Consider the following 24,370-nt stretch of genomic DNA (forward strand, 5'->3'; position numbering starts at 1 on the left):
GGATTGCCTCCTTAGTGAGCCACGCCGGCCGCACCGTGCTCATCGACCAATGCCCCGGTATGGAAACGATTGATGGAGAACGGCGCTGCGAGCGGGTGGGCCTGGTTCTTGGCCAGGGTCCAGGCGAATACATGGCCCGACCCCGGAGTGGCTTTGAAACCGCCGGTGCCCCAACCGCAGTTGAAGAACAACCCTTTCACCGGCGTGGCAGAGAGGATCGGGCAAGCGTCCGGGCAGGTATCGACGATGCCGCCCCACTGGCGATTCATGCGTACTCGCGAGAAGATCGGGAACATCTCGACAATGGCCTGCAGGGTGTGCTCCACAGTGGGGTAGCTGCCGCGCTGGCCGTAACCGTTGTAGCCATCGATGCCGGCGCCGATCACCAGATCTCCCTTGTCGGTCTGATTGATGTAGCCGTGCACGTGGTTGGACATCACCACAGTGTCCAGCACCGGCTTGAGGGGCTCGGAGACCAACGCCTGCAGCGGGTGCGACTCCAGGGGTAGCTTGAATCCCGCCATCTTGGCCAGCACTCCGGAGTTACCCGCCGCCACGCAGCCGATGGTCTTGGCTTCGATATCGCCGCGGTTGGTGTGCACCCCAAAGACGCGGCCGTCGCGGATCTTGAAACCGGTGACCTCCGTGTTCTGCAAGAGATCTACACCGAGTGCATCGGCAGCGCGGGCGTAGCCCCAGGCCACGGCGTCGTGGCGTGCCACCCCTGCCCGCGGTTGCCAGGAGGCACCAAGAATCGGATAGCGGGCATTCTTCGAACAGTCCATGACCGGCACGATCTCCTGGATCTGCTCGGGGGTGAGTACCACACTGTCGATGCCGTTCAAGCGGTTGGCGTTCACCCGACGCTGGACATCTCGCATATCCTGCAGGGTATGGGCCAGGTTCATCACACCGCGCTGAGAGAACATCACGTTGTAGTTGATGTCCTGTGAGAGTCCCTCCCAAAGCTTTATGGCATGCTCATAAAGTGCAGCGGACTCATCCCATAAATAGTTGGAGCGAACGATGGTCGTATTGCGGGCGGTGTTGCCGCCGCCCAGCCAGCCCTTCTCCAGCACCGCCACGTTGCGGATACCGTGCTCCTTGGCCAGGTAATAAGCGGTGGCCAGACCATGGCCACCGCCACCGATAATGATGACGTCGTACTGTGGCTTGGGTGTAGGGTTGCGCCACTGGCGCTCCCAGTTCTCATGGTGGCTGAGCGCGTGCTTGGCCAGCCCGAATCCCGAATAGCGTTGCATGGGTCTCTCCTAATACATATCAGCGATTACAGGGCGGTCGCGGCCGGCATCTTGGCCCCGTGGGTCACAGCGGATGTGTCACCGTAGACCGGGTGCCGCTCACAGAGCGCGGCGACCTTCTCGCGCACTTCGGTCTCCACCGCATCGGTGTTGCTACGCTCGGCCAGCACGTCAAGGATGTCGCACATCCAATCCGCCAGCTCAGTGCACTCGACCTCATCGAAACCACGCGAGGTCACAGCTGGGGTGCCGATACGCAGCCCTGAGGTAACGAAGGGGCTCTCGGGATCGTTGGGTATGGCGTTCTTATTGACGGTGATATGTGCCCGGCCAAGCGCTGCATCGGCATCCTTGCCGGTCACGCCTTGCTTGATCAGCGAGACCAGGAAAAGGTGATCATCGGTACCACCGGACACCACCTCGTAGCCGCGCTCAATGAAAACGCCGGCCATTGCACGGGCGTTGTCGATCACCCGCTGCTGATACTGCACGAAGTCCTGACTCTTGGCCTCCTTGAACGCCACAGCCTTGGCGGCAATCACGTGCATCAGCGGCCCACCTTGCTGCCCTGGAAACACCGCCCCATTGAGGCGCTTGTAGAGAGGCTCGTCGCCAGCGGCGGAGAGGATCAGCCCCCCACGGGGACCGCGCAGGGTCTTGTGGGTGGTAGTGGTGACTACGTGGGCATAGGGGACCGGACTTGGGTAGAGTCCGGCAGCAACAAGTCCGGCCACATGGGCCATGTCGACCAACAGCCAAGCACCGACCGCATCAGCGATATTGCGAAAACGTTGCCAATCCACCATTCGGGCATAGGCCGAAAAGCCGGCGATGATCAGTTTCGGTTTGTGGCTGCGAGCTAAGCGCTCAACTTCGTCATAGTCGATCTCTCCCGTCTCAGGGACCAACCCATATTGAACTGCGTGGTAGTGTTTACCGGAAAAATTGGGTGCCGCACCGTGGGTCAGATGGCCACCATGAGCCAGACTCATACCCAACACGGTATCGCCCGGCTTGATTAGCGCCATAAAGACGGCTGCGTTAGCTTGGGCACCCGAGTGAGGTTGGACATTGACGTAATTCGCCCCGAACAAGTCACGAGCTCGATCAACAGCCAACTGCTCTATGACATCGACGTGTTCGCAGCCGCCGTAGTAGCGCTTACCGGGATACCCCTCGGCATACTTGTTGGTCAATTGGGTGCCTTGGGCCTCCATTACGGCCCGGCTAGCGTAGTTCTCGGAGGCGATCAACTCGATATGCGCCTCCTGGCGCGACACTTCATCGGCGATGGCGTCAGCGATCTGCGAATCGAAAGTGGCGAGACCAACTTGGTTCATGACTGACTCCTGTTGTTATCGGTAGTGGGCAGGACGTTCTTGGAATCTATCGGCAACCTGCCAGAGGGAAAAATTTGAAATCCTTATGCACAGATAACCTCCACACAACGCATCCGGCTTACCCAGTGATTAAAGGCGATGACAGGGAGGAAGGATTGAACAAATGCGACAGGCCTACTGAACGCCTGACACTATCGAGGGAGCCCCCAGCCTAGGGGCTCCCTCGGCGACAATCGTTGTCGAGGACATCGAGCTGTGGGAGGCGGAAGGTGGTCGTAGAAGAGTCAGAGCTCAGGACGGCTCTCAACATGCAGGAAGAAGGGATCGACTCGATCAGCACCCGGTTCGATAGCACGCTTGCGCATTTCCGTTGGTGTCATGCCGAAGGCACTGCGGAAGTGGCGGGAAAAGTGGGCCGTATCGGCGAAACCGCAGCGCTCGCCGATCTCGGTGATGCGCTTGCCGGTGTAGTGGAGCAACCACAGGCCATAGCGCAGGCGCAGGTCACGCGCGAACTTCTGAGGCCCGACGCCCAGAACCTCGCGGAAGCGACGCTCAAGGTTACGACGCGATGTCCCCACCCGCTCTGCCAGCACATCCATGGAGATCGCCTCTCCCAGATGCTGTTCGAGCACATTAATGGAGCGACGAACCAAACGATCCTTGATCTTGCCAAACACCACCGGCTGCGGCTGAGGGTGGGTGCCGGTGCGGACTTCATCAAGGAGCATGATATTCAAGCTCTTCATCGCCCATGCCTTGCCCAGGTGCCGCTCAACCAGATGAGCGGCCAGATCTGCGGCCGCTGCCCCTCCGGCACAGGTGAGCCGGTCACCGTCATCGATGTACAGTCGATCAGCAACCGGATGAATGGCTGGAAAGCGCTGCATCATGTCGCGGTGGTGATACCAGCTAACACAGCAGCGCCGCCCCTTCATGAGCCCTGCCTGGATAAGGGCAAAGACGCCGGTGCATAGCCCAACTAGCGGCACCCCGACATCGGCCGCCTGGCGAAGGTAGGCCAGAGCGGTGGTATCCAAACGGGCTCTTTCGTCCAGAACCCCGCCGATGACCACGATGTAATCGAACTCACTGGGGTCCTGGAAGGACAGACAGGGCGAAATGGTGGCACCACAGCTGGAGAGAGCCTCCTGACCGATGCTGGTCATGAACGTCCAATGGCAGTGCTGCTGGCGGCTACGATCCCCCTCGTCGGCAGCTAGACGCAGATAATCGACGAAGGCGGCAAAGGGCAGCATAGTGAAGCGGTGCAGAAGAACGAAGCCGACCGAGAGGGGCGCCCTCCCGGGGCAGAGATCAATCGTGACACCTGGTGTCATGGCAATGCACCCCAAAAACCCGGATTCAGTCTGAAAACATACCCTATCGCGCTACCAGTCCTGACACACCAAACGCAGGAAGCGAGCCCCAGACTCGCTTCCTGCGTTTGGTGGTGACAGACTCGAGATCAGGACTGGCCAATGGTGTCCACGTAGTCAACACAACGATCTACGGATTCGACATCACCGAACTTGGCATCGATGTCGAACAGGTTCCAAGCCACCGCTCCGGGAACCCGGTCGCCGATGCACTCCTTGACAGCGATAGGACGGAACCCATCGGCGATACCGTCGCAGACGGTCTGGCGTACACAGGCACAGGCCGTCACACCCGTCACGAGGATCGTATCGACACCGTTGGCACGCAGGATGCCAGCGAGTTCGGTGCCATGGAAGGACGAAGCGCGTTTCTTCAGCAGCGTATATTCACCCTCGACCGGGGCTATTCGCGAATCGATAGCCCAGAGATCCTTGTCGGCAAGATTGACGACATCAATCGGGATTTTATTATGCCATAGCCCCATGTCGGTGAATGGCGCATTGCGATCAGTGATCTCATAAGCCGTGGTCACATGGATTACCGGTAAATTCGCGGCGCGGAATGCCTTGAGCAGTTTCTGCATACCGGGAATGATCTCGTTGTCCATCTTCTCCTGGTCGCAGGTGAAAGGATTGCCCGGGCGGGTCCAAGCATTGGCGAGATCGACGCTCACCAGCGCCGGCTTCTTGCCAAACCCGACGCGGCGCTGGAAGCCGCGCTCCTGATAAAGCTTTGTGGACTCTTCAAAGGATTGCTCGAGCATTGCCATCAGATTTTGAGACATTCTGCTTACTCCAGTGGATCGAGATTCGTGATCTCATGTAATTGCTGAAAAAGTCATCTGCAGTCTGACAGCTTCAAGATTAATAACTTGGTCTAATGCAGTCTAATGACATTTTTAAGGATATTGATAACTTTAAAGTTAATAATAGATTGAGAACAACATTGCGAGTTCCTACAGATCCTCTCTCGAAACCGTCTTATCCAGTTGATCGGAGCGTAGGCGCATGAAACTCTCACTTTCGCGCTCATAGACCCAGTTACAGTCGACACTGGTACCCAGATAGTCATCGGCGGAGACGTCACCACACTCTTCCTGTGAAAAGCGCTTCATCACGTACAGCCTCATGATGGCGAAGTAGATCAGTGCACCGAGAACGAAGCCCAGCAGGAAGGCCCACTGTCCCGAGAAGAAGGCGACAGTCCCGGACACCAGCCAGGCAATGATTCCCGCCGGATTGAAGCCCTTGATGTAGTGAAACTGCCCCCCTTTACGATACAGATGGGGAACATTGAGTCGTCGCTTCCTGATGAAATAGTAATCGGACACCATAATCCCGCCGATAGACGACAGGTATGCACCGTAGGAGAAGAGGAATGCGAAGAGATTGTCGAGTATCACCCAAGGCATGAACAAGGTCCCGACGATGGCCGCGATGACTACGGCGACGGGATAAGACACCTTGGGGGCGCCTGCATTAACGAAGGCGAGCGCCGCCGGAATCAAGTTGGCCGCATTGTTGGTTGACCACTGCGCCAGTACGACGAGCACCAAGAGAACAATGAGACTCAAGCCTTCGCCCTGCCCTTGAATAACGGTGACGGGGTTCCACTCTCCCGCCGCGATGAAGGAGACCGCACCGATCAAGGCAATCCAGGCTTGAGTCGCCGGTAGCGCCAGCAGCTGAGCCAGCAACACATTTCTGTTGCGCGTGAAGAAGCGACGTTCACCGGAGGGGGTCTTGACAAAGCGAGTGATATTCGGAATATCGATGGCTAGCGTGGACCAGAACGCCACATTGGCGAGAAAAAGCGTCAGGATAGTAACGTCCTGCTCGCCCACAAACCGCCAGATGTTAATCCCCTGGGTTTGCGCCAGCACATCGAGAGTGAAGTACATCCAAATCGAGATGGCCAGAATGGCAGGCGCGGCGATGGCGGCCAGCCTTTCCACCGCTTTGATCCCCATGGCCGTATTGGCTACTTGCACCAGGGCGAAAACCCCATACCACACGGCCCAGTTGGAGAAGCCGGTCAGGTACTCAACGATACCACTGAGCGCGAGAGCCCCCAGATAGGTTTGGATACCGAACCAGATGGCGGCCACGACACCACGAAAGACCGACGGCAGATGAGTGCCATACACACCGAACGGTGCCCTGAGATAGACTGAGAACGAAAGCCCATGCTCGGTGCCAATATCAGCGGTAAGCAGCATCAACAGCGCCAGGAGGACATTGGCCACGAAAATGATCGATACGACCTGCGGTAGCGGTGCACCCGATACGCCATTGGCACCCAGTTGGAAGGTCGCGATCATCACCGCGATGCCGACCCAGATCCAGACGAAGCCCAGAGCTGAGATAGGTTTCTGGGAGTTGGCGACAGGCAGGATAGACTCTTCTAGCAGATGATTCGTTTCCGACGCGATAGACGACGCGTTATCGGCGATACCCGATCCTGTAGCAGACATGGTTTCACCCTTGATGAGTTATTGACGTTGTGATCACGTCCTGGAGTTCAGGCCAGGACAAGGATGCTGGAGAGAATGCGGGGGAAGAGGCTCCCCCGCGTTGCGCTGCTACGCGCCCATCTCGCTGCGCCTAGCGGCGGTAGCTAGGCAGTCCAGCTCGAGCATGTCATCAAGGACAACACCATAGGCTTCATAGGCATGTGCGACAGTGCAGAAGTCATCGAGCACGTCCTCCCTAACCTGCTCAGGAGAGCGCTCGAGCGGGTTACCGTAGCCCCCACCACAGGGCGCATAGAAGGCCATGACATCGTTGGCCTTGGTCACATATCCGGAAAACTTGGACGGCATGTTGGCCACCTCATCCCGAGCACCGTAATTGTAGATCTCACACTTGCCAACGGCGCCATCCGAGCCCCCGAAGGCCCCCCAGGGCACGTGATAGTGACGCTCACTCTCGTGAGTGATGAACCCCGGGGTCAGGACACGCTGGGACTTGACGACACCGATCCCCCCGCGATGCTTACCGGCGCCGGGCATGACATCGTCCCGGAGCTCATAGCGGTCGCAGATCATCGGCAGGTGCATGCCGAGATCCTCGATCGGATTGTTACGGGTGTTCGCCATGAGGTTGTCGATGGCGTCGGGGCCATCGGAGGCGGGACGACCACCATAGGCTCCCTCGTTAACCTCCAGAAAGACCCAGTATTCACCGTCGTCCTTCATGCCCGCATAGGAGGCGAAGGAAATAGCGGCGGAGCTACCGGCGATGGTCTGTTCGGGCAGGACGGGGGCGAGCGCCTTGATGATGAGATCGATCATCATGTTGCACTGGGTGAAGCGCGCCTCGGTCGCAGCCGGAAAGATGGGGTTGAAGATCGAGCCCTCAGGGGCCACCACATTGATCGGGCGGAAGGAACCCTCGTTCGAGGGAATCGGTACGTCCAGCTTGCTGGAATCCAGCAGCAGCTTCCGGAACGCGGCAAATGCCGCGACCTTGCAGGAGCCCTCGAAGGGCACGTTGTAGGCGGTGGGTGTCTGGTCGGCGGAGCCGGTGAGATCGACGGTGACAGAGTCGCCCTCCACCCTGACCGTCACCACGACCGGAAGCCGCACTTCGCGATTCCGCCCATCATCATCCAGAAAGCCTTGGGCCTGATACTCCCCGTCCGGGACCTCGGCAATCCGCTTCCTTAGCATTGTCTCGGAGTAGTCGATCAACTGGTCGATGGTGGTAAAGGTCCGGTCCTTACCATACTTGTCGAGCAGCTTCTTGAAGCGCATAACCCCCAATTGTGCCGAGGCCACCTGTGCCTCGATATCACGCATCAGTTGCTGGGATGCACGGCTGTTGGCCGTGATCATCTTCTCCAGCCCGGCGTTCTTCTTGCCCTGTTCGTAGAGTTTCAGGCCAGCGAATAGCATCCCCTCGGCATAGACATCGCCGACATCGATGATCAGCCCCGGGGTGGCGGCCCCGATGTCGATATGGTGCGCGGTGTTAGCGGAGAAACCAACCAGTTCCCCCTCGTAGAAGACGGGAATGATGATGGCTAGGTCGGGGGTATGGCTAGAACCGTAGTAGGGATGGTTATGCACCACGACGTCCCCTTCGTACCACTCACCATCCTGCAGCGTCTTCTCGACGCCTCTCAGGTAGGCGGGAATCGAGCCGATGTGCATCGGAGTCGACTCGGACTCGCAGATGGTCTGGTAATTCCTGTCGAATAGCCCTGCCCCCAGGTCCTGCGACTCGCGGATGATGGAGGAAAAGGACATCCGGTAGAGCACATGGCCCATTTCCTCGGCAATGGTGTCGAGTGCACCACTGATGACTTGCATTGTGATCGGATCAACTTTCTTATTTTCCATCTTGCCCACCTGTACGAATATTTAGCTGGATTTCGTGATCACGAGGTTGCCGTGATTAGAGACAAGAGCCTTCCAACCTGGCGGCACCAGGGAGGTCGAGTCATGCTGCATGACCAAGGCCGGACCGGGAATTTCATGCCCACACAAAAACTTGCTGCGGTCATAGCGGGGTGTGCTATGGATGGAGCCGTCATCGAACACGGTCTCCCTTGCATACATGAAAGCCTCATCCAGTCCATTTCCTTCCGCCGATGCGAGCGGCTTCCAAGCCAGGTCCGTCGATTTCGATTCGCCGACCACGCGTAAGGTCACCAGTTCGACTTCGGCATCGTCATAGCTATACCCATAGTCAGTTTTGTGTTGTCGATGGAAATTCTCTACCACCCGGCGAATACTCTCCCTGTTGCGATCACCATCCGGAATTTCCGCACGCAACTCGAAGCCCTGACCGTGATAGCGACACTCAGCGAAGCGGGTCAGCTTGACATTGGCCGGTGCTACTCCATCCTTGGCCAGCTTCTGTATGGCCTCCTCATCTAGGTCGTGCATCAGCCCCATCACGGTCTCGAAGTTCTGGTTGCTGATCGAGGTCAGCTCGCAGAGATGTGACCTTGTCACCTCGTACTGCAGGTTGGTGGTCAGCAGTCCGGCGGCCGAGGTGATACCGGGAGCGGGGGGGGCGATCACGCCCTTGGCATTGACCTCCTCGGCCAGGGCCGGGCCATGTACCGGGCCGGCTCCACCGAAGGGCATCAGCATGAACTCACGCGGATCGACGCCTCTCGCCACGGAGTTGGAGCGAATCGCCAGCGCCATATTGTTGTTGACGATCCTGATGATGCCGAGGGCCGCATCCTCGACGCTCAGACCCAGCGGATCGGCGATCTTGTTCTTGATGGCATTTTGGGAGAGTTGCGCATCGACCTTCAGGTCGCCACCCAACATCTGGTCGGCATCCAGACGCCCGAGTAGGATGTTGGCATCGGTAACGGTCGGCTCCTGACCGCCCCGGTTATAGCAGGCCGGACCTGGCATCGACCCTGCGGAGCGTGGCCCGACCTGGAAGCCACCCGCCTCATCAACGTATGCTATGGAACCGCCGCCGGCCCCGATGGTGATCAGGTCGATCATCGGTACCATTACGGGATGGCCACCCACATAGGAATCACGCGGGTTCATGATCTTGATATCGCCTTCCGTCAGCGTCGAAATATCAGCCGAAGTCCCGCCAATATCAACGGTGATGATGTTGCGCTCACCATCTAGGTCTGCGAAGAAATGGCCTCCGATCACACCACTTGCCGGTCCGGACATCAGGATGTTGACCGGCTTTTCACAGCAGCTATCCACGGTGGCCAAGCCTCCATTGGACTGCATGATTCTCAGGTCGGCATCGATGCCGTTCTCCTTGAGCTGGCTCTCAAGGTTGGTAAGGTAGAGCGAGGTTTTCGGTCCGACATACGCGTTCATTGCTGTTGTTGAAAAGCGTTCGTACTCGCGCATGGCATCGACGACTTCGCACGAGCAGCAGACATAGGCCTCGGGCATCTCTTCTTGGATGATCGCCTTGGCACGCATCTCATGTTGCTTATTGAGGAAGGAGAAGAGGAAACCGATGATGACGGACTGGATGCCGGCCTTTTTAAAGGTCTGGGCGGCCTGCCTCACCTCGTCTTCGGCGAGCGGCACCTCCACCTCGCCGGTTGGGGGCAGCACGCGTTCGGAGATGGGAATGCGATGACGCCGCTTGACTAGCGGCTTGCACTGCCAGGGCACATCGAAGTGGAGGGAAAAGTTGTGGGGCCGCTTGTGACGCCCGATATGCAGGATGTCCCGGAACCCCCGGGTGGTAAGCATTCCGATCTCGGAACCGTTCTGCTCGATCGAAATGTTGGTCGCGACTGTCGTGCCATGCACGATCGTTCCGACCTCACTTCGTTGGATGCCGGCTTTGTCACAGACCTCCAGTACACCCTGCAATACGCCAATCGACTGATCCTGCGTCGTGCTCGGCACCTTGTGTCGGTGGGTGCCGGCACCGACCGAATCGATGGAGAACGTCTCCAGGATGATGTCCGTGTTGGTACCACCAACATCTACGCCAATACGAGCCATTAAAGCTACCTCACTCTATTGTTTGAGTATTGAATCAACAGGACCGAAAACCTGCGATGTCACTATCCTGACCTTTTATCTTGATTGCTCTGTTGGTCTTTGCGCTTAATTTCCAGTCCACAGAGACCTCTTAGACCAAAGCGCAATGAAAAATTGCTGGATTACTTCCAGACTAGGCTTTATGAGTTATAAGTTCTAATGCCCTTTCCACACACATTGATAACCTTAAAATCATGAATATTCGTTTTGACCTCCGCCAAGTGAGAGCCTTTCTCGCCGTCGCCCAGACCCTACATTTCAAGCAAGCCGCCGAGATATTGTGCGTCACACAACCCGCCCTGAGTCGCATGATCAAGGCGTTGGAAGAGAGCGTCAGCGCTGAACTGTTTTCGCGAACAACTCGGCAGGTCGAGCTGACCACGGCCGGCCAGCTTTTCCTAGAGGAGTGTCAGACGGCCATTACGCATCTCGAACGTGCCGGGCACCTGGCCCTACAGGCGGGAAGTGGCGACATCGGGCATCTCTCCATTGCCTATAATGACTTCTCGATCAACGGTGTCCTGCCCAGAATTCTTGAGATGTTCAAAGAACAATATCCCGATATTTCCGTCGATCTGGTGTATATGCCATCGCATCAACAGCACAGAGCTCTCCTGGATCACGAGATCGATGTCGGCTTCCTCATTGGTCCGCTGCAGGTCGAGGGGATCGAGGCGCTCCGTGCTGCGGTGGAAAGAATTGTCGTCATTCTTCCTCGTCGCCATCCTCTGGCGACGCGTAACCGGCTGAGTATTGAGGACTTGGCCCAGGAGAAGTTCATCCTCGGAACTGAAAGCGGTTGGAGCGAGTTCCGGTACACCATCTTCAACCTTTGCATGCGAGCCGGTTTCACTCCGCAGATCGTTCAGGAAGCGAGTACCAGTAATGGCATCTTTGGGCTTGTCGCTGCCAACATGGGTATCTCGCTTTATTCCGACTGCATCACTCGCTTTCAGCGGGAGGATATCACCGTCGTTCCCCTGGATGATGACTCGATCACGATCGAGACCATCGCGGCTTGGAGTCAGGCTTATGTCACGCCCAGCTTTCGGCTCTTCAAGCAACTGCTTCAATGCCAGCTGGCCACTGACCAGCCGCCCGAAGGCTGAACGCCTCGCCCGACGAGATCCCGGGTCAACCGGGATCCGTGCTCATTTTCACGCCACGTCCGTCAGACGTGACCGTAGCGACTTGATCCGACCCGCTGACTCTGGACACCGTGTTAAGCGAGTACAATCCGCTTATGAGGTGCTCCACGGTGAGAAAGCAAAAGCGCAACCGCTATTCCGATGAGTTCAAGGACGAAGCGCTGAAACTCGCCGAAAAAACCAGTCCTGCCACCGCCGCACGAGAGCTTGGTGTTCATGAATCACAGATGTATGGCTGGTGCTCGGTAAGCGAAGAGTTATCGTCATCTGGTGTATAGCGGTCAGGCCGCATTCCTGTCTAATTGACCGGCTATTTGCTTCCCGTCTTCGAACTTGACCTGGTTGACGACCAGTCCCCGCTTATGGAAGTGCTTGAGTCGTCTCCAGCGTTTCTGAGCGGTTTGGAACAACTGGAAGACCTTCGCCTGGGTCGTGTGTCCCGGGAGCCGCAGTTCCGACTCCGCTTGCTCCGCAAGCGGACCGTGGTGAAGGTCGATTCGATCAGGTTGGTGGTACAGATATGCCCCCAGTGTTCTACTGGGAAGTCATAGAACGCCAGCAGTTCATCCCGATCCTTGGCCAGGCATTCCATCGCATGGGGGGACTTGGCGCCGAAGCGCTTCATCGTCAGATCAGAGGCCTCATGCGCGGCGCCATGGGTCTCGGCCATTCAGATTTCGTGCAGATTGGCCTTGTGCTCAACGAGCCACTGGGCATTCAACCGCGAGACTGTGTTGGGCGACAGGCCCTTCGCCTGGTCGCCCCGCAGCGCCGACAGGGCCAACTGATAGTTGTCGGTGAAGATGCCCTTGAGATAGAGCCAGGGAACCAACGCTTCGACGCTGCAGGCCCGCTCCAGGTAGGGCGTAACAGGGGCTATTGAAGCAGGCCTTGCCATCACTGTGATCCTACGCCTTGGGTACCTTGACGGTGACGTCACCGTTGCCGATCTGCACAGTGCGCTTCGGCCAAGAGCCATTACGCACCACCGCCTGCCGACCGCCCTCCAGCGTCGTATCGGTATAGTGGGCCAGAAAGTTGCCAGCTCAGCCTCCACGGCCTTGACGATCAGATCTCGCGCCCCTTGACGAAGCAACTCATGCAGTGGATCGACGACCTCGGATGCTGGCTGTGAAAGAGCGTGGGGGGTAGAATCGCTCATGGCGTATCCACTCATGTTGATTGAGAGCTTGGTCATGATCAATCAACATGAGTGGATACATCACCTTTCCTACCTCCTTCCATACACCAGAAGTCACCATAGCTCTTTGTATATCTAATCATTCCATCGGCAACCAAAATGGCATAACGATGACGAATATACCCACCGACCTATTGAGAACCTTTGTCACAATCAAAGACCTAGGCGGCTTCACCAGTGCAGGCGACCTTCTTGGTCGCTCACAACCGGCTATAAGCCTGCAAATCAAAAAGCTGGAAGAGGTTCTTGATACCAAGATATTTCTCAGAGGATCGAGTCTCGAGCTAACCGAAGATGGAGAATATCTCTATGAATCGGCGCGACAGATACTGGAAATCAATGACCAGGTTATTGCCAAAGTCAGAGGCGACAATATTTCCGGTAAAGTCAGACTGGGGATACCCAATGACTTCGAGCTAGCATTCCTTCCCAAAGCACTGAGAAACCTATCTCGTGTCTACCCGAATATCGTCGTAGAAGTCGATTGTGAAATTAGTAAAGTCATACTCCAGCGATACCAGAAAGGTCATTACGACATTGCTCTGGCCATGGAACGAGTCAAGGAAAGTGAAGATAGAGACCCACGCGACTATCGGCTGGAGAATTTGGAGTGGGTCTACAATGACAGTTGCCTTATCGATGTATATGACGAACCCATCCTGTTGATTGCCTATCCACAGGGGTGTGTTTATCGCTCCATCATGGAAGAGGCTCTCCAGGGACAGCAACATCCTTTCCGTTTCATGTACACAAGCACAAGTCTTCTTGGAATATTCTCTGCTGTAGAGGAAGGACTAGGCATCACTGCGATGGCCACATCAGTCATTCCCGAGAACCTGAAGCATGTCAGTAGTGCCAGCAGCCTCCCTGAACTCGAGCGGGTATGTATCGGCTTATATTACAAGGAACGCGAACTCAATGTCGCATCGCGTCACGTGCTTGACTTTCTGCGTTCTGGTCTCGCCAACATATAGATCTTCTATGGGGAATTATCGGCCTCACAAGGTCAATAATTCCCCAATTAATTACCTAAAGGTTTCAGACATTTTGGCTATACACTCATCAAGTATCCACTTCCCTTTCTCAGCAGTCGCCTTTGTCGGCGACGATAAGGTTCCAGAATCAGGAACCCAGTCTGGATTCGGCGGAAAGACGTCATAAGGGGGAAACTCAGCAGGAGGAGTATCTATCGCTCTGGACATATCCACGAGCTCGGGGTGAATTTTCAGCATGATTGAAGTCTCCAGCACGCCTCCATGCTCGACAGCCCAACCTGAGAAACCATCTGGGAAGACCATTTCGATAGTGGCTTCACTGATGAAGTCCCAGTAAGAAAGGAGAATCACCTTGATCTCAACACCGGAGAGCTGAGCGTGCTTTACAGCACGATCCGCAGCCTCGACGAGGCACATTGAATTCTCGAAGTGCCCATTGATCAGGATAAACTCTCGACTCCCATGTTCAACGAAAGCGAGAATGACATCATAGACATACTCTTCCAATGCACGACTACTGACACAAGTCGTACCAGGAAAAAAGTTGCCACCCCCTGACTTAACCTGTGACTTGTAGCCATAGGCTATCGGAGGCGCCACCAACATCCCACCGGTTTTCTCGGCCACTTGGCAGGCAATATGCTGAGGGATTAGTACATCAGGGTTGAGTGACATATGGGGACCATGCTGCTCAATAGCCCCCACGGGTATCGCAACCTTACACTCGCCGTTCCCCACACGATCTCGATAAGTCATCCAATCCATATTCTCAATTCTGACATTCATGCCACGGTTTCCTTTGCTTCAGAGTATGGTTTCAGACCGAGCCGCTTCTCTTGACTCAGAGCTTTATAGATCGAGAACGCCATCAGCACCATGATGATCGAGAATGGCAAAGCAGCCAAAATTGCCGCCGTCTGCAAGGTCGTCAACGCCCAGGCACCCCCGGCGACCAATAGCACAGCAGCGATGACGCCCTCAATGACCCCCCACATCACCCGATGACGAGTCAGTGGATGAGGATCACCTTCGCTAAGGATCGTTGTTACGACCAGCGTGCCGGAGTCCGAAGATGTAATAAAATACGTGGATACCAGTACGGTGCCGATCAATCCGGCCATTAAACCGATAACCCCCGGCTCAATAGCTTCGAAAGTGGCATACAAGGCGAGAGACATATTATCCGACACCATATTGGCAATACCACCATCCTCAAAGAGCTCCACGAAAATGGCGGAGCCGCCATAGGCAGAGAGCCAAACGAAAGATAGTAATGACGACACACCTACCACGCCAAAGATGAATTCCCTAACTGTGCGCCCTTTCGATACACGCGCTACAAACACACCGACGAACGGTGACCAGGAAATCCACCATCCCCAATAAAAGATGGTCCACCATCCTTGCCATATATCCTGCCAGGATCCACCTCCGTTTTCCGCTACTTCATTGGCACCGGCATAGAGGCTGAGTGGGATCAAATTGACGAAATAATCCCCAATGGAGTCAAAAAAATTGTTGATGATATATCGTGTTGGTCCGAAGAACAGGAAGAACGCGAGGATCACGAACGTTAACCACATATTGACTTCTGATAGATATTTTATTCCGCGTTTCAAACCCGACATGACTGATATCAAAGCCAGAATGGTAATTACAAATATCAATCCAAGTTGGACATTAATAGAAATCGGGATGTCCCATACAAAATTAAGACCAGAATTAATTTGCTGAACACCAAGCCCCAGGGAAGTGACAATACCAAAGAGGGTGGCAAAGAGAGCAATGATATCGATGAAGTTACCAAGCCAGCCATTCACCCTATCTCCCAGCAGTGGATAAAGCGTATACCGAATACTTAGGGGTAGGCGATACCGATAAGCCATCAAGGCTAGAGCCAAAGCAACGATGCAATAAATACCCCAGGCATTCATCCCCCAGTGGAAATAAGATAACCGCATTGCCACCGTGGCCGCTTCGGTTGAATTAGTTGCCGAAGAGAATGGTGTACCCTGCGACAGGTGCATCATGGGTTCGGCAATAGACCAGAAGATAATTCCGATACCTTGGCCCGCGGCATACAGCATGGCAAACCAGGTAAAATAACCAAATTCCGGTCGGTCGTCCTCCTGACCAAGCCGCAGTTTTCCGTAAGGACTGATTGCCAAGAAGATCAAAAAGAACAGAAAAGTAGCGGCTAGTGCCACGTACCACCAATTAAAGTAATATGTGATAAAGGTTCTTCCAGCATCAGTTACTGAGGTTAGCCTTTCAGGGAAGAACAGAGCAAATGCAATGACCACGCCTACGATAGCGATTGTTATCGAGGCAACCAGCGGGTTGATCCCTCGAAATGGTCCTGAGTGTAGAATCATTGTTATTCACCTCGGCACATAGACAACAAAGGGGGCGTCAGCCCCCTCATCGTTAATTCTCATTTGATGATGTTGTGCTCCGGCCCGTACGGGAAGCCGGTGATATTGTCGGCCCCGTGTTCATTGACTACCAAGATATCGTGTTCTCGATAACCACCAGCCCCCGGTTGCCCTTCCGGTATCATGATCATCGGCTCCATCGACACCACCATGTTGGGCTCAAGCACGGTCTCTACGTCCTCGCGCAGCTCGAGTCCTGCCTCACGACCATAATAGTGACTCAAGGTACCGAAGGAGTGGCCATAACCGAAGGTGCGATACTTGAGCAGGTCGTGCTTAGCGAAGATCTCATTAAGCGCATGGGCGATATCGCAGCAACGTGCACCAGGTTTGATCAGTTCTTGGCCGCGCTCATGGGCTTCGCAATTGGCTTTCCACAAACGCAGATGCTCCTCGGAAGCGTGCTCGCAGAACAGGGTGCGCTCAAGCGCTGTGTAGTAGCCCGAGATCATAGGGAAGGTGTTGAGACTGAGAATATCACCGGACTGCACGCGACGACTGGTCACCGGGTTATGGGCACCATCGGTGTTAATGCCGGACTGAAACCAGACCCATGTGTCCATCAGCTCGCTGTTGGGATAGGTCTTAGCGATCTCTCGCACCATGGCCTGCTGCCCGGCCAACGCGACTTCGTACTCCGGCACACCGGGTGCAATGGCATCACGCACTGCAACGCCGCCCACATCGGCGATACGAGCTCCTTGACGAATCAGCGCGATTTCCTCGGCGGACTTGATCATACGCATTTTCATTGTCGGTACGCCAATATCGACCAGTTCCACGTCGCCAAGTGCGTCCAGCAACTTTTGCTGATTCTGAAGTGTCAGGTGATCGAACTCGACACCGACCCGCCGACGCCCTTCACAGAGCTGCTTGACGGCTTTGAAGAAGTTGTCCTTTTGCCAGTCGGTATAGACGATATTGTCGCCTAAGCGATTGCGACGATAGGGCTGTCCACCATCGATATTAGCGGTCACAGTGGTAAAGCGATCTTGGGTGACCACCAGTCCGTAGTCGCGACCAAATTTGCAATAAACGAAATCGCTGAAGTAATTAATGTTGTGGTAAGACGTCATCACCACAGCCTCAATGTCATGGGCAGCCATGGTTTCACGCAGGCGGTCCAGGCGCCCCTGCATCTCGGCATCCGAGAAGGTCGGCATGACTTTTTCGCCATTGGGTATCTCGATCAAAGATGGCAGTTGCATGTTGTTGTCTCCTTACTTCATTCAAAAGAATCGCTGTACCAGCCAAGACGAAGCCTGCATTGCCCACGCCGGCGCATCGTGCCTATCGTTGTCAAGCATCACGTTCTGTGCTGCTGGTGAGCACGAATATGACCAGCGTTATTTTTGAGCACCAATGACTAGTACAAATGCGCCCATTGGCATAGAAAATAACTATAAAAATCAATAAATTACGAATTAAAAAATATTCGAAACGAGCTAAAAATTCTCGCCCGTATAGGTGTCGCTCGGTGCATGGGAAGGAAAAGACACGAGACGGCACCTAGCTCTAGATATCCAGTTTCAGACGGCACATTTAAATGTAGATTCCTGGCGCTCTCAAGTTCCAAGTGCAACGCTATTGCAGGGTAGGCGGGCCCGCTATTGATTTCTTGAGCACCTCGGCATAGACCTCCAGTGGAGATCGCCAATCCAGTGTCTTGCGAGGCCATGTGTTCAGTAAATCGGCGATGGCATCGAGTGCCTCCTGGCTTTAGACCGAGAGATCGGGCCCCTTGCAACAGGCCATTGGTGTTGTCGTTGGAACCACGCTGCCACAGGCTATGGGGGGTCAGCGAAGTTGCCAATATCAGTGAAGAAGGTCCGCACCCCCAAATCACTACCTGCGGCTGCCCTCGAAACAGCGGATGCCTTTAGCGATGAGCTTGGAGTAGGCCTTGCACATGTAGCTGGCCGCGCAGAAAACCTGCGCGAATGTTGCGGCGTCATTGCGGTGCAGGCAATACACATAGGGTTCACCTGTCAGCTTGTCGGTGGCGACATGGGCCAGTCTCGCCATGTCATGGAGCGGCCAGCCGATGGCCCAGCTCCAGGCGCGCATGCAGCGGTGGTAAAGGTTGTCGTCGGAATAACCGCCATCGGGTGAGCGGTAGAACGTCCCCAGCGAGCAGAAGGCGTCGTAGTTGAGCAACAGCAGCAGGTGGTAGTGGGGCTTGTCGCTGGTGTCCTACTCGCGACACCACAGGTAGCGGACTTCCGTGGTGTACTTGGTGTCCGCGGCGCCCAGCTCCATGCGCAAGGTGTAGAAGAACTGGCTGAGACAGGCGTTATCGGCGTGCATCGGCCCCACCGGCATGGTCTGAGGGAAACGCAGGTCAAGGCGAAACGCCAGCGTACGGCACTGTTGGGAGCAGGTGTGCTGCAAGACCCGTAGGCTCGCCTCCAAATAGTTCTCGATCAAGGGACCGTTGGCGTACTGGTAGACGGGCCACCCGAGATACTTACCGTCGTAGTAGAGGCGTAACTTGGAATTGTCGGGATGGCGCTTCGGGGTCGGGTTATACATACAAATCTCCTGATGTGACGCTCAGGCCACACGCATGCCCACGGCCCTGTCAGCCGTGGAGCGAATGGGCGTACGATGTCACCGTTGGGGTAGGGGCGTAGTTGTCTCGTCGCTGTGAGCTTTGTCAGAGGCTATAGCGAGGAGTGGTCACGACGAGTAAGTGCGAAGCGCTGTCAGCACAGGTAAGCCGTGTGATCTCCCACCAGGATCGCCTCATGGGAAGGCGATCCTGGTGGGGCTGTCATGTTGGCTTCATGAGACAACGCATTGATGGAATCGAGAGGGGGCTGTGGTGTGTCCTCCTGGGGAGCGTTGTCCCATGGCCTTCTGAGCTCTGCTGAGGGTTTATGCCATGTCTACTGTCTGGCTATGCCTATCCTCCTTGAGGATCTCTCCTTCGGGCTCCTCTCTTTACCTCTGCTTCGTTACCATAATCTATAGTTATTAATTATTAGATGCATATTACTAATACCGTCATGTCATCGGCCGACGCTGAGACCTCTGTGCCCCGAGGCATGCGGTGTGGGGCATCCAGGATGAGGCAGGATCGATACCTGATCTAGAAAAATAATTCCATTTCATCAATAAGATAAGAGACGAACCGACTCGATTCAAAAGATCATGCAGACCAGTAAAAATATTTTCAGATCTATATCACCTCGCGCAAACCCAGCATTAGCGCCCTAGAGTGAGCAGATACCTAGGATATTACGACCTTCAGATGTTGCTCTCGGTCTCTACGGTCAAGGGAACAGGAGCTAAAGTTTCCTTAGGTTATGACGATAATGTCTTAGTACCTCACAAAGATAGGCTGGACATCTTTGTGAGAAGACGAAAATTTTCAAGGTAACAAAGAGGTGTTTATATGGATAATGAAACTGGGAAGATTGAAGAAGAACAGAAAGAATGCCAGTTTAATGATGAGGAACTTGATGAAAAGATAAAGGAGGGTGCAGGAAAGTACTCGGATAAAGGGTTTTGGAGAAAAACCACGAAATATGCAAAAAAAGCAGGAGAAAAAGCTATCCACCCTGCTTTAAAAATGTATTATTCTGCCCAAGATTCTGATACACCTACATGGGCAAAGACAACTATTTATGGAGCATTAGGATATTTTATATCACCTGTGGATGCGATACCCGACCTAACTCCAATTGTGGGGTATACCGATGATATAGGAGTGTTGGCAGGTGCGATTGGGGTAGTTGCTACTTATATAAAAGATGAGCACGTTGAAAAAGCCCGGGAAACATTAAATCGTTGGTTTTCTTGATTTCCTAGTAGCTGGCAGGAATTGTCCTGCCAGCTTTATTCAATGTTTTATCATGTTACAGATGGCGGATGCAGGTTCTCAATGCAACATCTCGCGTATCCGTTCGTCATTGTACCCCCCTTCTCTTATTGGCCTGTCAGTGGTACTCGCGGTGCGGCAATGGGATAACCGGCACGGAATGTTCATTGTTACTGGACACGATTATCACCAGCACCTCCCTACTTGGCGAACGTGATCTTCGTAGTCGTTGCCTAGTCGGCCATCGTAGGCAGCATACACATCGACCCAGTCGGATACGTGGGATGATATATCCACGTCAGCATTGATCTAGTCGGTCAGCAATGCTTGCCCCTCAACGGAAAACGATTGGTGCACTAAGTTCCACCGATTGAGGAGTCAGTTGTTATTTGCCAACTACTCGATAGCTGAAAGGTCCTTGCGGTTCTCGGCGATCAAGATGGCATTGGTCTGGGCGCTGAACTTGCCTTCGCGGTCGATCAGTTGGATCTGATGGCCGGGCCTTAGTACGAAGCCAACGGCAGAGTTGAGAGGAGCTGAGCAGTGCTCGGGAAGCGGCGATTACAAAAACTTTAAGATCTATATCACTCCTGTGACCTGAGCCATCCCCAGGCTTGTTTCAACCGCACAGGAGTCGTGATATGCCCCCACCCTGCATGCGCTGTGACTCGCAGCGCGTGATCAACCTCGAGACCGCCCGCAAGCTGGGCATAGCCGCCGGCGCACTGACCGGTTCCCTCAAGGGCGCCTATTCGTCGCTCCATTCTCCTGGTCGTCTACAGACCTCCTCTGCCCAGTTCCCTCTCGGCCGTCTCTCTTCTGCAGTCATTGCGGCCGCAACAGGTGGCATTGCCGGGGCCGCCGCCGGACAGCAGATGGTGCAGCACCTGTTTCCGCCCGGTGAGGGAACGCCCTGGCTCTGCCTGGGCTGTGGTCACACCTTCCGGATGCAGGACTAGCCCCATCATTCCTCTTTCCTCCACTCTTGCCGGCGATCCGCCGGCTTTTTTTCGTTAAGGAGCTTTTGCATGGCACATCTGATTGAGCAAATGGCTTATGTCGGCGATACCCCCTGGCATGGCCTGGGGCAGCAACTGTCCCGTCACCAGCCTCTGGCGGTTTGGCAACAACAAGCCGGTATGAACTGGCACATTGAAGCGTCGCCAGTTCGCTTCATGACTGACTCACCCTCTCACTTGGGAAGTATCCATTCCTTCCCGGAACAGAAAGTGCTCTACCGCTCCGACACCGAGGCACCACTGTCAGTAGTCTCGCAGCGCTACAAGGTCGTGCAGCCCGAGGAAGTGCTGGAGTTCTACCGAGATCTGACCGAGTACGCCGGTTATGAGCTGGAGACGGCCGGGGTGCTCAAGGGCGGCCGCAAGTTTTGGGCGCTGGCTCGCAGCGGTATGGGGGGTGCCCTCAAGGGTCAGGATCAGGTGAACGCCTACCTGCTGCTGGCCACGTCCTGTGACGGCTCGCTGGCAACGGTGGCGACACCGACCTCAGTCCGGGTGGTCTGCAATAACACCCTGACCATCGCCGTGGACGGCATGGCGCAGGGCGTGAAGGTACCTCACAGCACCGAGTTCGATCCCCAACGCGTGAAGCAGCAGTTGGGGATCTCGGTTTCGCAGTGGGACGACTTCATGTACCGCCTGAAGACCCTGGCCGAGCGCAAGGTCAGCCAGGAGGAAGTGAAGACGTACTTCCAGTCGGTGATCTGCAACACCGACGAGCCGCTGGACGATCCCGCTAGGCTACCCAACGTCCGGGCGCTCAACCGTGTCCACCAGCTCTATCACGACGAAGGACGAGGCGCTCACCTGTGCACGGCGCAAGGTACCGCCTGGGGGCTGCTCAACGCCGTCACCGAGTACGTGGACCACGAGAAGCGGGCGCGCAGCAACGACTACCGCATGGACTCCGCCTGGTTCGGCCAGGGGGCCAGCCTCAAGGACAAGGCGCTGACGTCGGCCATGGCGCTGGTGACCTGATCAACGTCAGTCATCCCGTCACGGCTCGCTTTCCCTTCATCCAATGCCATCGCCACCGCATAACGCCTGGCCATTCACGGCCAGGCGTTTCTACTTTCGGAGGTTGACATGCCATCACCCATGACATTCGAGATCTGTCGCTCCCTGACCCAGCTCACACGCCAACTACTGGAAACCGGTGAACACGAAACACAGACCCTTGTGCTGGCCAAGGGCCAGCTCTATCGCGTGACCGTCTCCCTGGAGCCGGTTCCTGCCGATCAGCTCCAGGAAGTGATTGACCACTATCTTTGAGGAGGTCCCATGCCAACGCCCATTTCCCCCCATACCGACCGAAACGCCTCAGACACAGAGTCTCTCCAGGAAACCACCGCCATCATTCAAGTGATCGAGCGGGCGGCCCTCAACCCGGACGTCGACATCGACAAGATGGAACGCCTGCTGCAGATGCAGGAACGCGTTCTGGATCGTCAGGCATTGCTGGCCTACAGCGCCGCCATGGCAGCCATGCAGACCGAACTGCCGAGCATTGCCGAGCGCGGCCAGGGCAACAACGGCGCCTATGCCACTCTGGAGGACATCGTCGATACCGTGCGTCCAATCATGAGACGGCATGGCTTTGCGGTGAGCTTTCGAATTCAGACACAGGAACGCGGCATCCAGGTGACTGGCATCCTGATGCACGAGGCTGGCCACCGTGAAGAGACCAGCATGCTGCTGCCGACCGATATCAGTGGCAACAAGAACGCCGTGCAAGCGTTTGGTTCGTCGACCAGTTACGGCAAGCGTTATGTGCTATGTGCCTTACTCAACATCACCACCCGTGGCCAGGACGACGATGGCCAAGCGAACGCCCCGGCCAAACACGTCACCCCCTTCCAGGCCGGACAACTCAATCAATTGCTGACGGCGTGTCCATCGACCACCCAGGAATGGTTCGCCGGCAAATATGGGGGCGCCGAGCAGGTGCCACGAAGCGACTTCGACAAGCTGCGCGCGTCTCTGCAAAAACGGGCTTCACCGCACCGCCAATCGCACTGAACGACCCGCGAGGGGAATCCCCTCGCCACTATGCCGCATCATCGACAGAGGAGATCGTCATGCAGGTCCTGACACTGGAACAGGGCACGCCGGAATGGCATGCCGCCCGACTGGGCATCGTCACCATGTCCGAGCTGAAGTCCTTGCTGGTCAAGGGCAAGGGGCCAGGCGGCTTTGGCGCCGGTGCCCTCAGTTACATGCACCAACTGATCGGCGAGCGCATCACCGGCGAGCCGTCCGATACCTTCCCGGGCAATGCTCACACCCAGCGGGGACATGAGCTGGAGCCGGTAGCTCGTGAGCTCTACCACGAAGCCACCGGCCTGCCCCGCCTGGAGCAGGTCGGCATTATTCTCAACCACGGAGTGGGCTATTCACCCGATGGCCTGGTGGACAGCCACGGCCTGGTGGAAATCAAAACCAAGCTGCCCAGGTACCAGATCGAGCTGCTGCTGGCTGATGAATTGCCCCAGGAGCACATCGCTCAATGCCAGGGCGGGCTGTGGGTCAGCGAGCGGGAGTGGATCGACTTCGTCAGCTACTGGCCGGGCATGCCACTGTTCGTGAAGCGCGCCTACCGCGACGAGGCAATGATCCGCACCATCGCTGAGCGCGTCGAGGCGTTCTACGAGGAGCTGGAGCGCCGCATGGCCATGGTCATGGCGGCGTGAGGAGAGAGAACATGAACCACCGCAAGCTGAGTGCCGGCGAGACCGCCGGCACCTATCGCATCACCGACACGGTCACCGAAGCGGAGCTGCTGAGCATCGCTCAGGCCTTCGCCCGTCGACGACTGGCCCGAGGCCGCAAGCTCACCCAGCCAGCGCTGGCGTTCGAGTACCTGCAGATCCTGTTGCAGGACTACGAGCATGAGGTCTTCAGTGCCGTGTTCCTGGATAGCCAGCACCGCGTGATCAGCTTCGAGGAGTTGTTCCGCGGCACCATTGACGCCGCCAACGTCTATCCTCGGGAAGTGGTCAAGCAGGCACTGGCACACAACGCCGCCGCCGTGATCCTGGCCCACAACCACCCCTCGGGCGATCCCGAGCCCAGCGATGCCGACCGACGCATCACCCAGCGGCTAAAGGAAGCGCTGGGGCTTGTGGAGATACGGGTCATTGATCACATCGTGGTTGGTAGCGAAGAATGTGAGTCCTTTGCAGAGCTCGGGTATCTGTGACGGGGGGTCACGACATAACGCCGGTGCCACTCCGTTGGGGTGGCACCGGCTATTCACAACTCATTTCTTTTC

At 55.9% G+C, this 24,370-nt stretch carries 21 protein-coding genes and 3 pseudogenes; 10 read left to right on the forward strand and 14 right to left on the reverse strand.

Annotated elements, in window-relative coordinates; genetic code table 11:
• Positions 1 to 11 precede the first annotated feature (11 nt).
• The 7 genes from FVV99_RS01425 to FVV99_RS01455 all read right to left on the reverse strand — a co-directional run bounded on the left by FVV99_RS01425 (position 12) and on the right by FVV99_RS01455 (position 10,439).
• Positions 12 to 1,262 (reverse strand): sarcosine oxidase subunit beta family protein, encoded by a 1,251-nt coding sequence (locus FVV99_RS01425; RefSeq protein WP_148252209.1) that lies wholly within the window; start codon positions 1,260 to 1,262, stop codon positions 12 to 14.
• 26 nt (positions 1,263 to 1,288) lie between these two features.
• Positions 1,289 to 2,602, reverse strand: coding sequence for a serine hydroxymethyltransferase (gene glyA / locus FVV99_RS01430; protein WP_148252210.1), 1,314 nt, complete (start codon positions 2,600 to 2,602; stop codon positions 1,289 to 1,291).
• A 284-nt stretch (positions 2,603 to 2,886) separates the two neighbouring features.
• Positions 2,887 to 3,942, reverse strand: a complete 1,056-nt coding sequence (locus FVV99_RS01435) for a GlxA family transcriptional regulator (RefSeq protein ID WP_148252211.1) — start codon at positions 3,940 to 3,942, stop codon at positions 2,887 to 2,889.
• Between the two features lie 128 nt (positions 3,943 to 4,070).
• Positions 4,071 to 4,766 (reverse strand): isochorismatase family protein, encoded by a 696-nt coding sequence (locus FVV99_RS01440; protein ID WP_148252212.1) that lies wholly within the window; start codon positions 4,764 to 4,766, stop codon positions 4,071 to 4,073.
• Positions 4,767 to 4,937: 171 nt separating this feature from the next.
• The gene (locus FVV99_RS01445) at positions 4,938 to 6,455 is read right to left on the reverse strand and encodes an NCS1 family transporter (protein WP_148252213.1); all 1,518 of its coding nucleotides are present in this window, start codon (positions 6,453 to 6,455) and stop codon (positions 4,938 to 4,940) included.
• A 108-nt stretch (positions 6,456 to 6,563) separates the two neighbouring features.
• Entirely contained in the window at positions 6,564 to 8,324 is a 1,761-nt protein-coding gene (locus FVV99_RS01450; RefSeq protein ID WP_148252214.1) for a hydantoinase B/oxoprolinase family protein, read from the reverse strand.
• Positions 8,325 to 8,345: 21 nt separating this feature from the next.
• Positions 8,346 to 10,439 carry a hydantoinase/oxoprolinase family protein gene (locus FVV99_RS01455; RefSeq protein WP_148252215.1) on the reverse strand — a complete coding sequence of 698 codons (2,094 nt, stop codon included), beginning with the start codon at positions 10,437 to 10,439 and terminating at the stop codon, positions 8,346 to 8,348.
• A gap of 233 nt (positions 10,440 to 10,672) precedes the next feature.
• Here FVV99_RS01455 and FVV99_RS01460 point away from each other — a divergent pair, with 233 nt between their 5' ends.
• Positions 10,673 to 11,587 (forward strand): LysR family transcriptional regulator, encoded by a 915-nt coding sequence (locus FVV99_RS01460; protein WP_148252216.1) that lies wholly within the window; start codon positions 10,673 to 10,675, stop codon positions 11,585 to 11,587.
• Between the two features lie 149 nt (positions 11,588 to 11,736).
• Complete coding sequence (locus FVV99_RS01465; protein WP_161598945.1) at positions 11,737 to 11,904, forward strand: transposase; 168 nt, start codon at positions 11,737 to 11,739, stop codon at positions 11,902 to 11,904.
• A 3-nt stretch (positions 11,905 to 11,907) separates the two neighbouring features.
• Here FVV99_RS01465 and FVV99_RS01470 read toward each other — a convergent pair.
• Positions 11,908 to 12,788, reverse strand: a pseudogene (locus tag FVV99_RS01470) (transposase).
• A gap of 47 nt (positions 12,789 to 12,835) precedes the next feature.
• Here FVV99_RS01470 and FVV99_RS01475 point away from each other — a divergent pair.
• Positions 12,836 to 13,801, forward strand: coding sequence for a LysR family transcriptional regulator (locus tag FVV99_RS01475; protein WP_148252218.1), 966 nt, complete (start codon positions 12,836 to 12,838; stop codon positions 13,799 to 13,801).
• Between the two features lie 51 nt (positions 13,802 to 13,852).
• Here the strand turns inward: FVV99_RS01475 and FVV99_RS01480 are convergent, their stop codons facing one another.
• From FVV99_RS01480 to FVV99_RS19130, 6 genes and pseudogenes are all read right to left on the reverse strand, one after another.
• Entirely contained in the window at positions 13,853 to 14,608 is a 756-nt protein-coding gene (locus FVV99_RS01480) for a creatininase (protein ID WP_148252219.1), read from the reverse strand.
• Entirely contained in the window at positions 14,605 to 16,197 is a 1,593-nt protein-coding gene (locus FVV99_RS01485; protein ID WP_148252220.1) for a BCCT family transporter, read from the reverse strand. The genes FVV99_RS01480 and FVV99_RS01485 overlap by 4 nt, the downstream gene beginning before the upstream one ends.
• 59 nt (positions 16,198 to 16,256) lie before the next feature.
• Positions 16,257 to 17,465 (reverse strand): M24 family metallopeptidase, encoded by a 1,209-nt coding sequence (locus tag FVV99_RS01490; protein WP_148252221.1) that lies wholly within the window; start codon positions 17,463 to 17,465, stop codon positions 16,257 to 16,259.
• Between the two features lie 376 nt (positions 17,466 to 17,841).
• Positions 17,842 to 18,052 (reverse strand): annotated as a pseudogene (locus FVV99_RS01495) (transposase); the annotation flags it as partial.
• 50 nt (positions 18,053 to 18,102) lie between these two features.
• Positions 18,103 to 18,438, reverse strand: a pseudogene (locus tag FVV99_RS19125) (YagK/YfjJ domain-containing protein); the annotation flags it as partial.
• A 12-nt stretch (positions 18,439 to 18,450) separates the two neighbouring features.
• The gene (locus FVV99_RS19130) at positions 18,451 to 18,789 is read right to left on the reverse strand and encodes an inovirus Gp2 family protein (protein ID WP_148252223.1); all 339 of its coding nucleotides are present in this window, start codon (positions 18,787 to 18,789) and stop codon (positions 18,451 to 18,453) included.
• Positions 18,790 to 19,654: 865 nt separating this feature from the next.
• Between FVV99_RS19130 and FVV99_RS01510 the strand changes: the two genes are divergently transcribed.
• The 7 genes from FVV99_RS01510 (at position 19,655) to FVV99_RS01540 (ending at position 24,298) form a co-directional block, all read left to right on the forward strand.
• The gene (locus FVV99_RS01510; protein ID WP_148252224.1) at positions 19,655 to 20,062 is read left to right on the forward strand and encodes a YkvA family protein; all 408 of its coding nucleotides are present in this window, start codon (positions 19,655 to 19,657) and stop codon (positions 20,060 to 20,062) included.
• Positions 20,063 to 20,721: 659 nt separating this feature from the next.
• A complete protein-coding gene (locus FVV99_RS01515; protein WP_148252225.1) occupies positions 20,722 to 21,039 on the forward strand; it encodes a hypothetical protein in 318 nt (105 codons plus the stop codon).
• Between the two features lie 69 nt (positions 21,040 to 21,108).
• Entirely contained in the window at positions 21,109 to 22,077 is a 969-nt protein-coding gene (locus FVV99_RS01520; RefSeq protein ID WP_148252226.1) for a DUF932 domain-containing protein, read from the forward strand.
• Positions 22,078 to 22,185: 108 nt separating this feature from the next.
• Positions 22,186 to 22,371, forward strand: a complete 186-nt coding sequence (locus tag FVV99_RS01525; protein ID WP_148252227.1) for a hypothetical protein — start codon at positions 22,186 to 22,188, stop codon at positions 22,369 to 22,371.
• 9 nt (positions 22,372 to 22,380) lie between these two features.
• On the forward strand, positions 22,381 to 23,118 hold the full coding sequence (locus tag FVV99_RS01530) for an ERF family protein (RefSeq protein WP_148252228.1): 738 nt from the start codon (positions 22,381 to 22,383) through the stop codon (positions 23,116 to 23,118).
• 59 nt (positions 23,119 to 23,177) lie between these two features.
• Entirely contained in the window at positions 23,178 to 23,789 is a 612-nt protein-coding gene (locus tag FVV99_RS01535; protein ID WP_148252229.1) for a lambda exonuclease family protein, read from the forward strand.
• A gap of 11 nt (positions 23,790 to 23,800) precedes the next feature.
• Complete coding sequence (locus FVV99_RS01540; RefSeq protein ID WP_148252230.1) at positions 23,801 to 24,298, forward strand: JAB domain-containing protein; 498 nt, start codon at positions 23,801 to 23,803, stop codon at positions 24,296 to 24,298.
• Positions 24,299 to 24,370: the final 72 nt, after the last annotated feature.

Source organism: Aidingimonas lacisalsi, assembly GCF_008079445.1.
Taxonomy (GTDB): Bacteria; Pseudomonadota; Gammaproteobacteria; order Pseudomonadales; family Halomonadaceae; genus Aidingimonas; species Aidingimonas lacisalsi.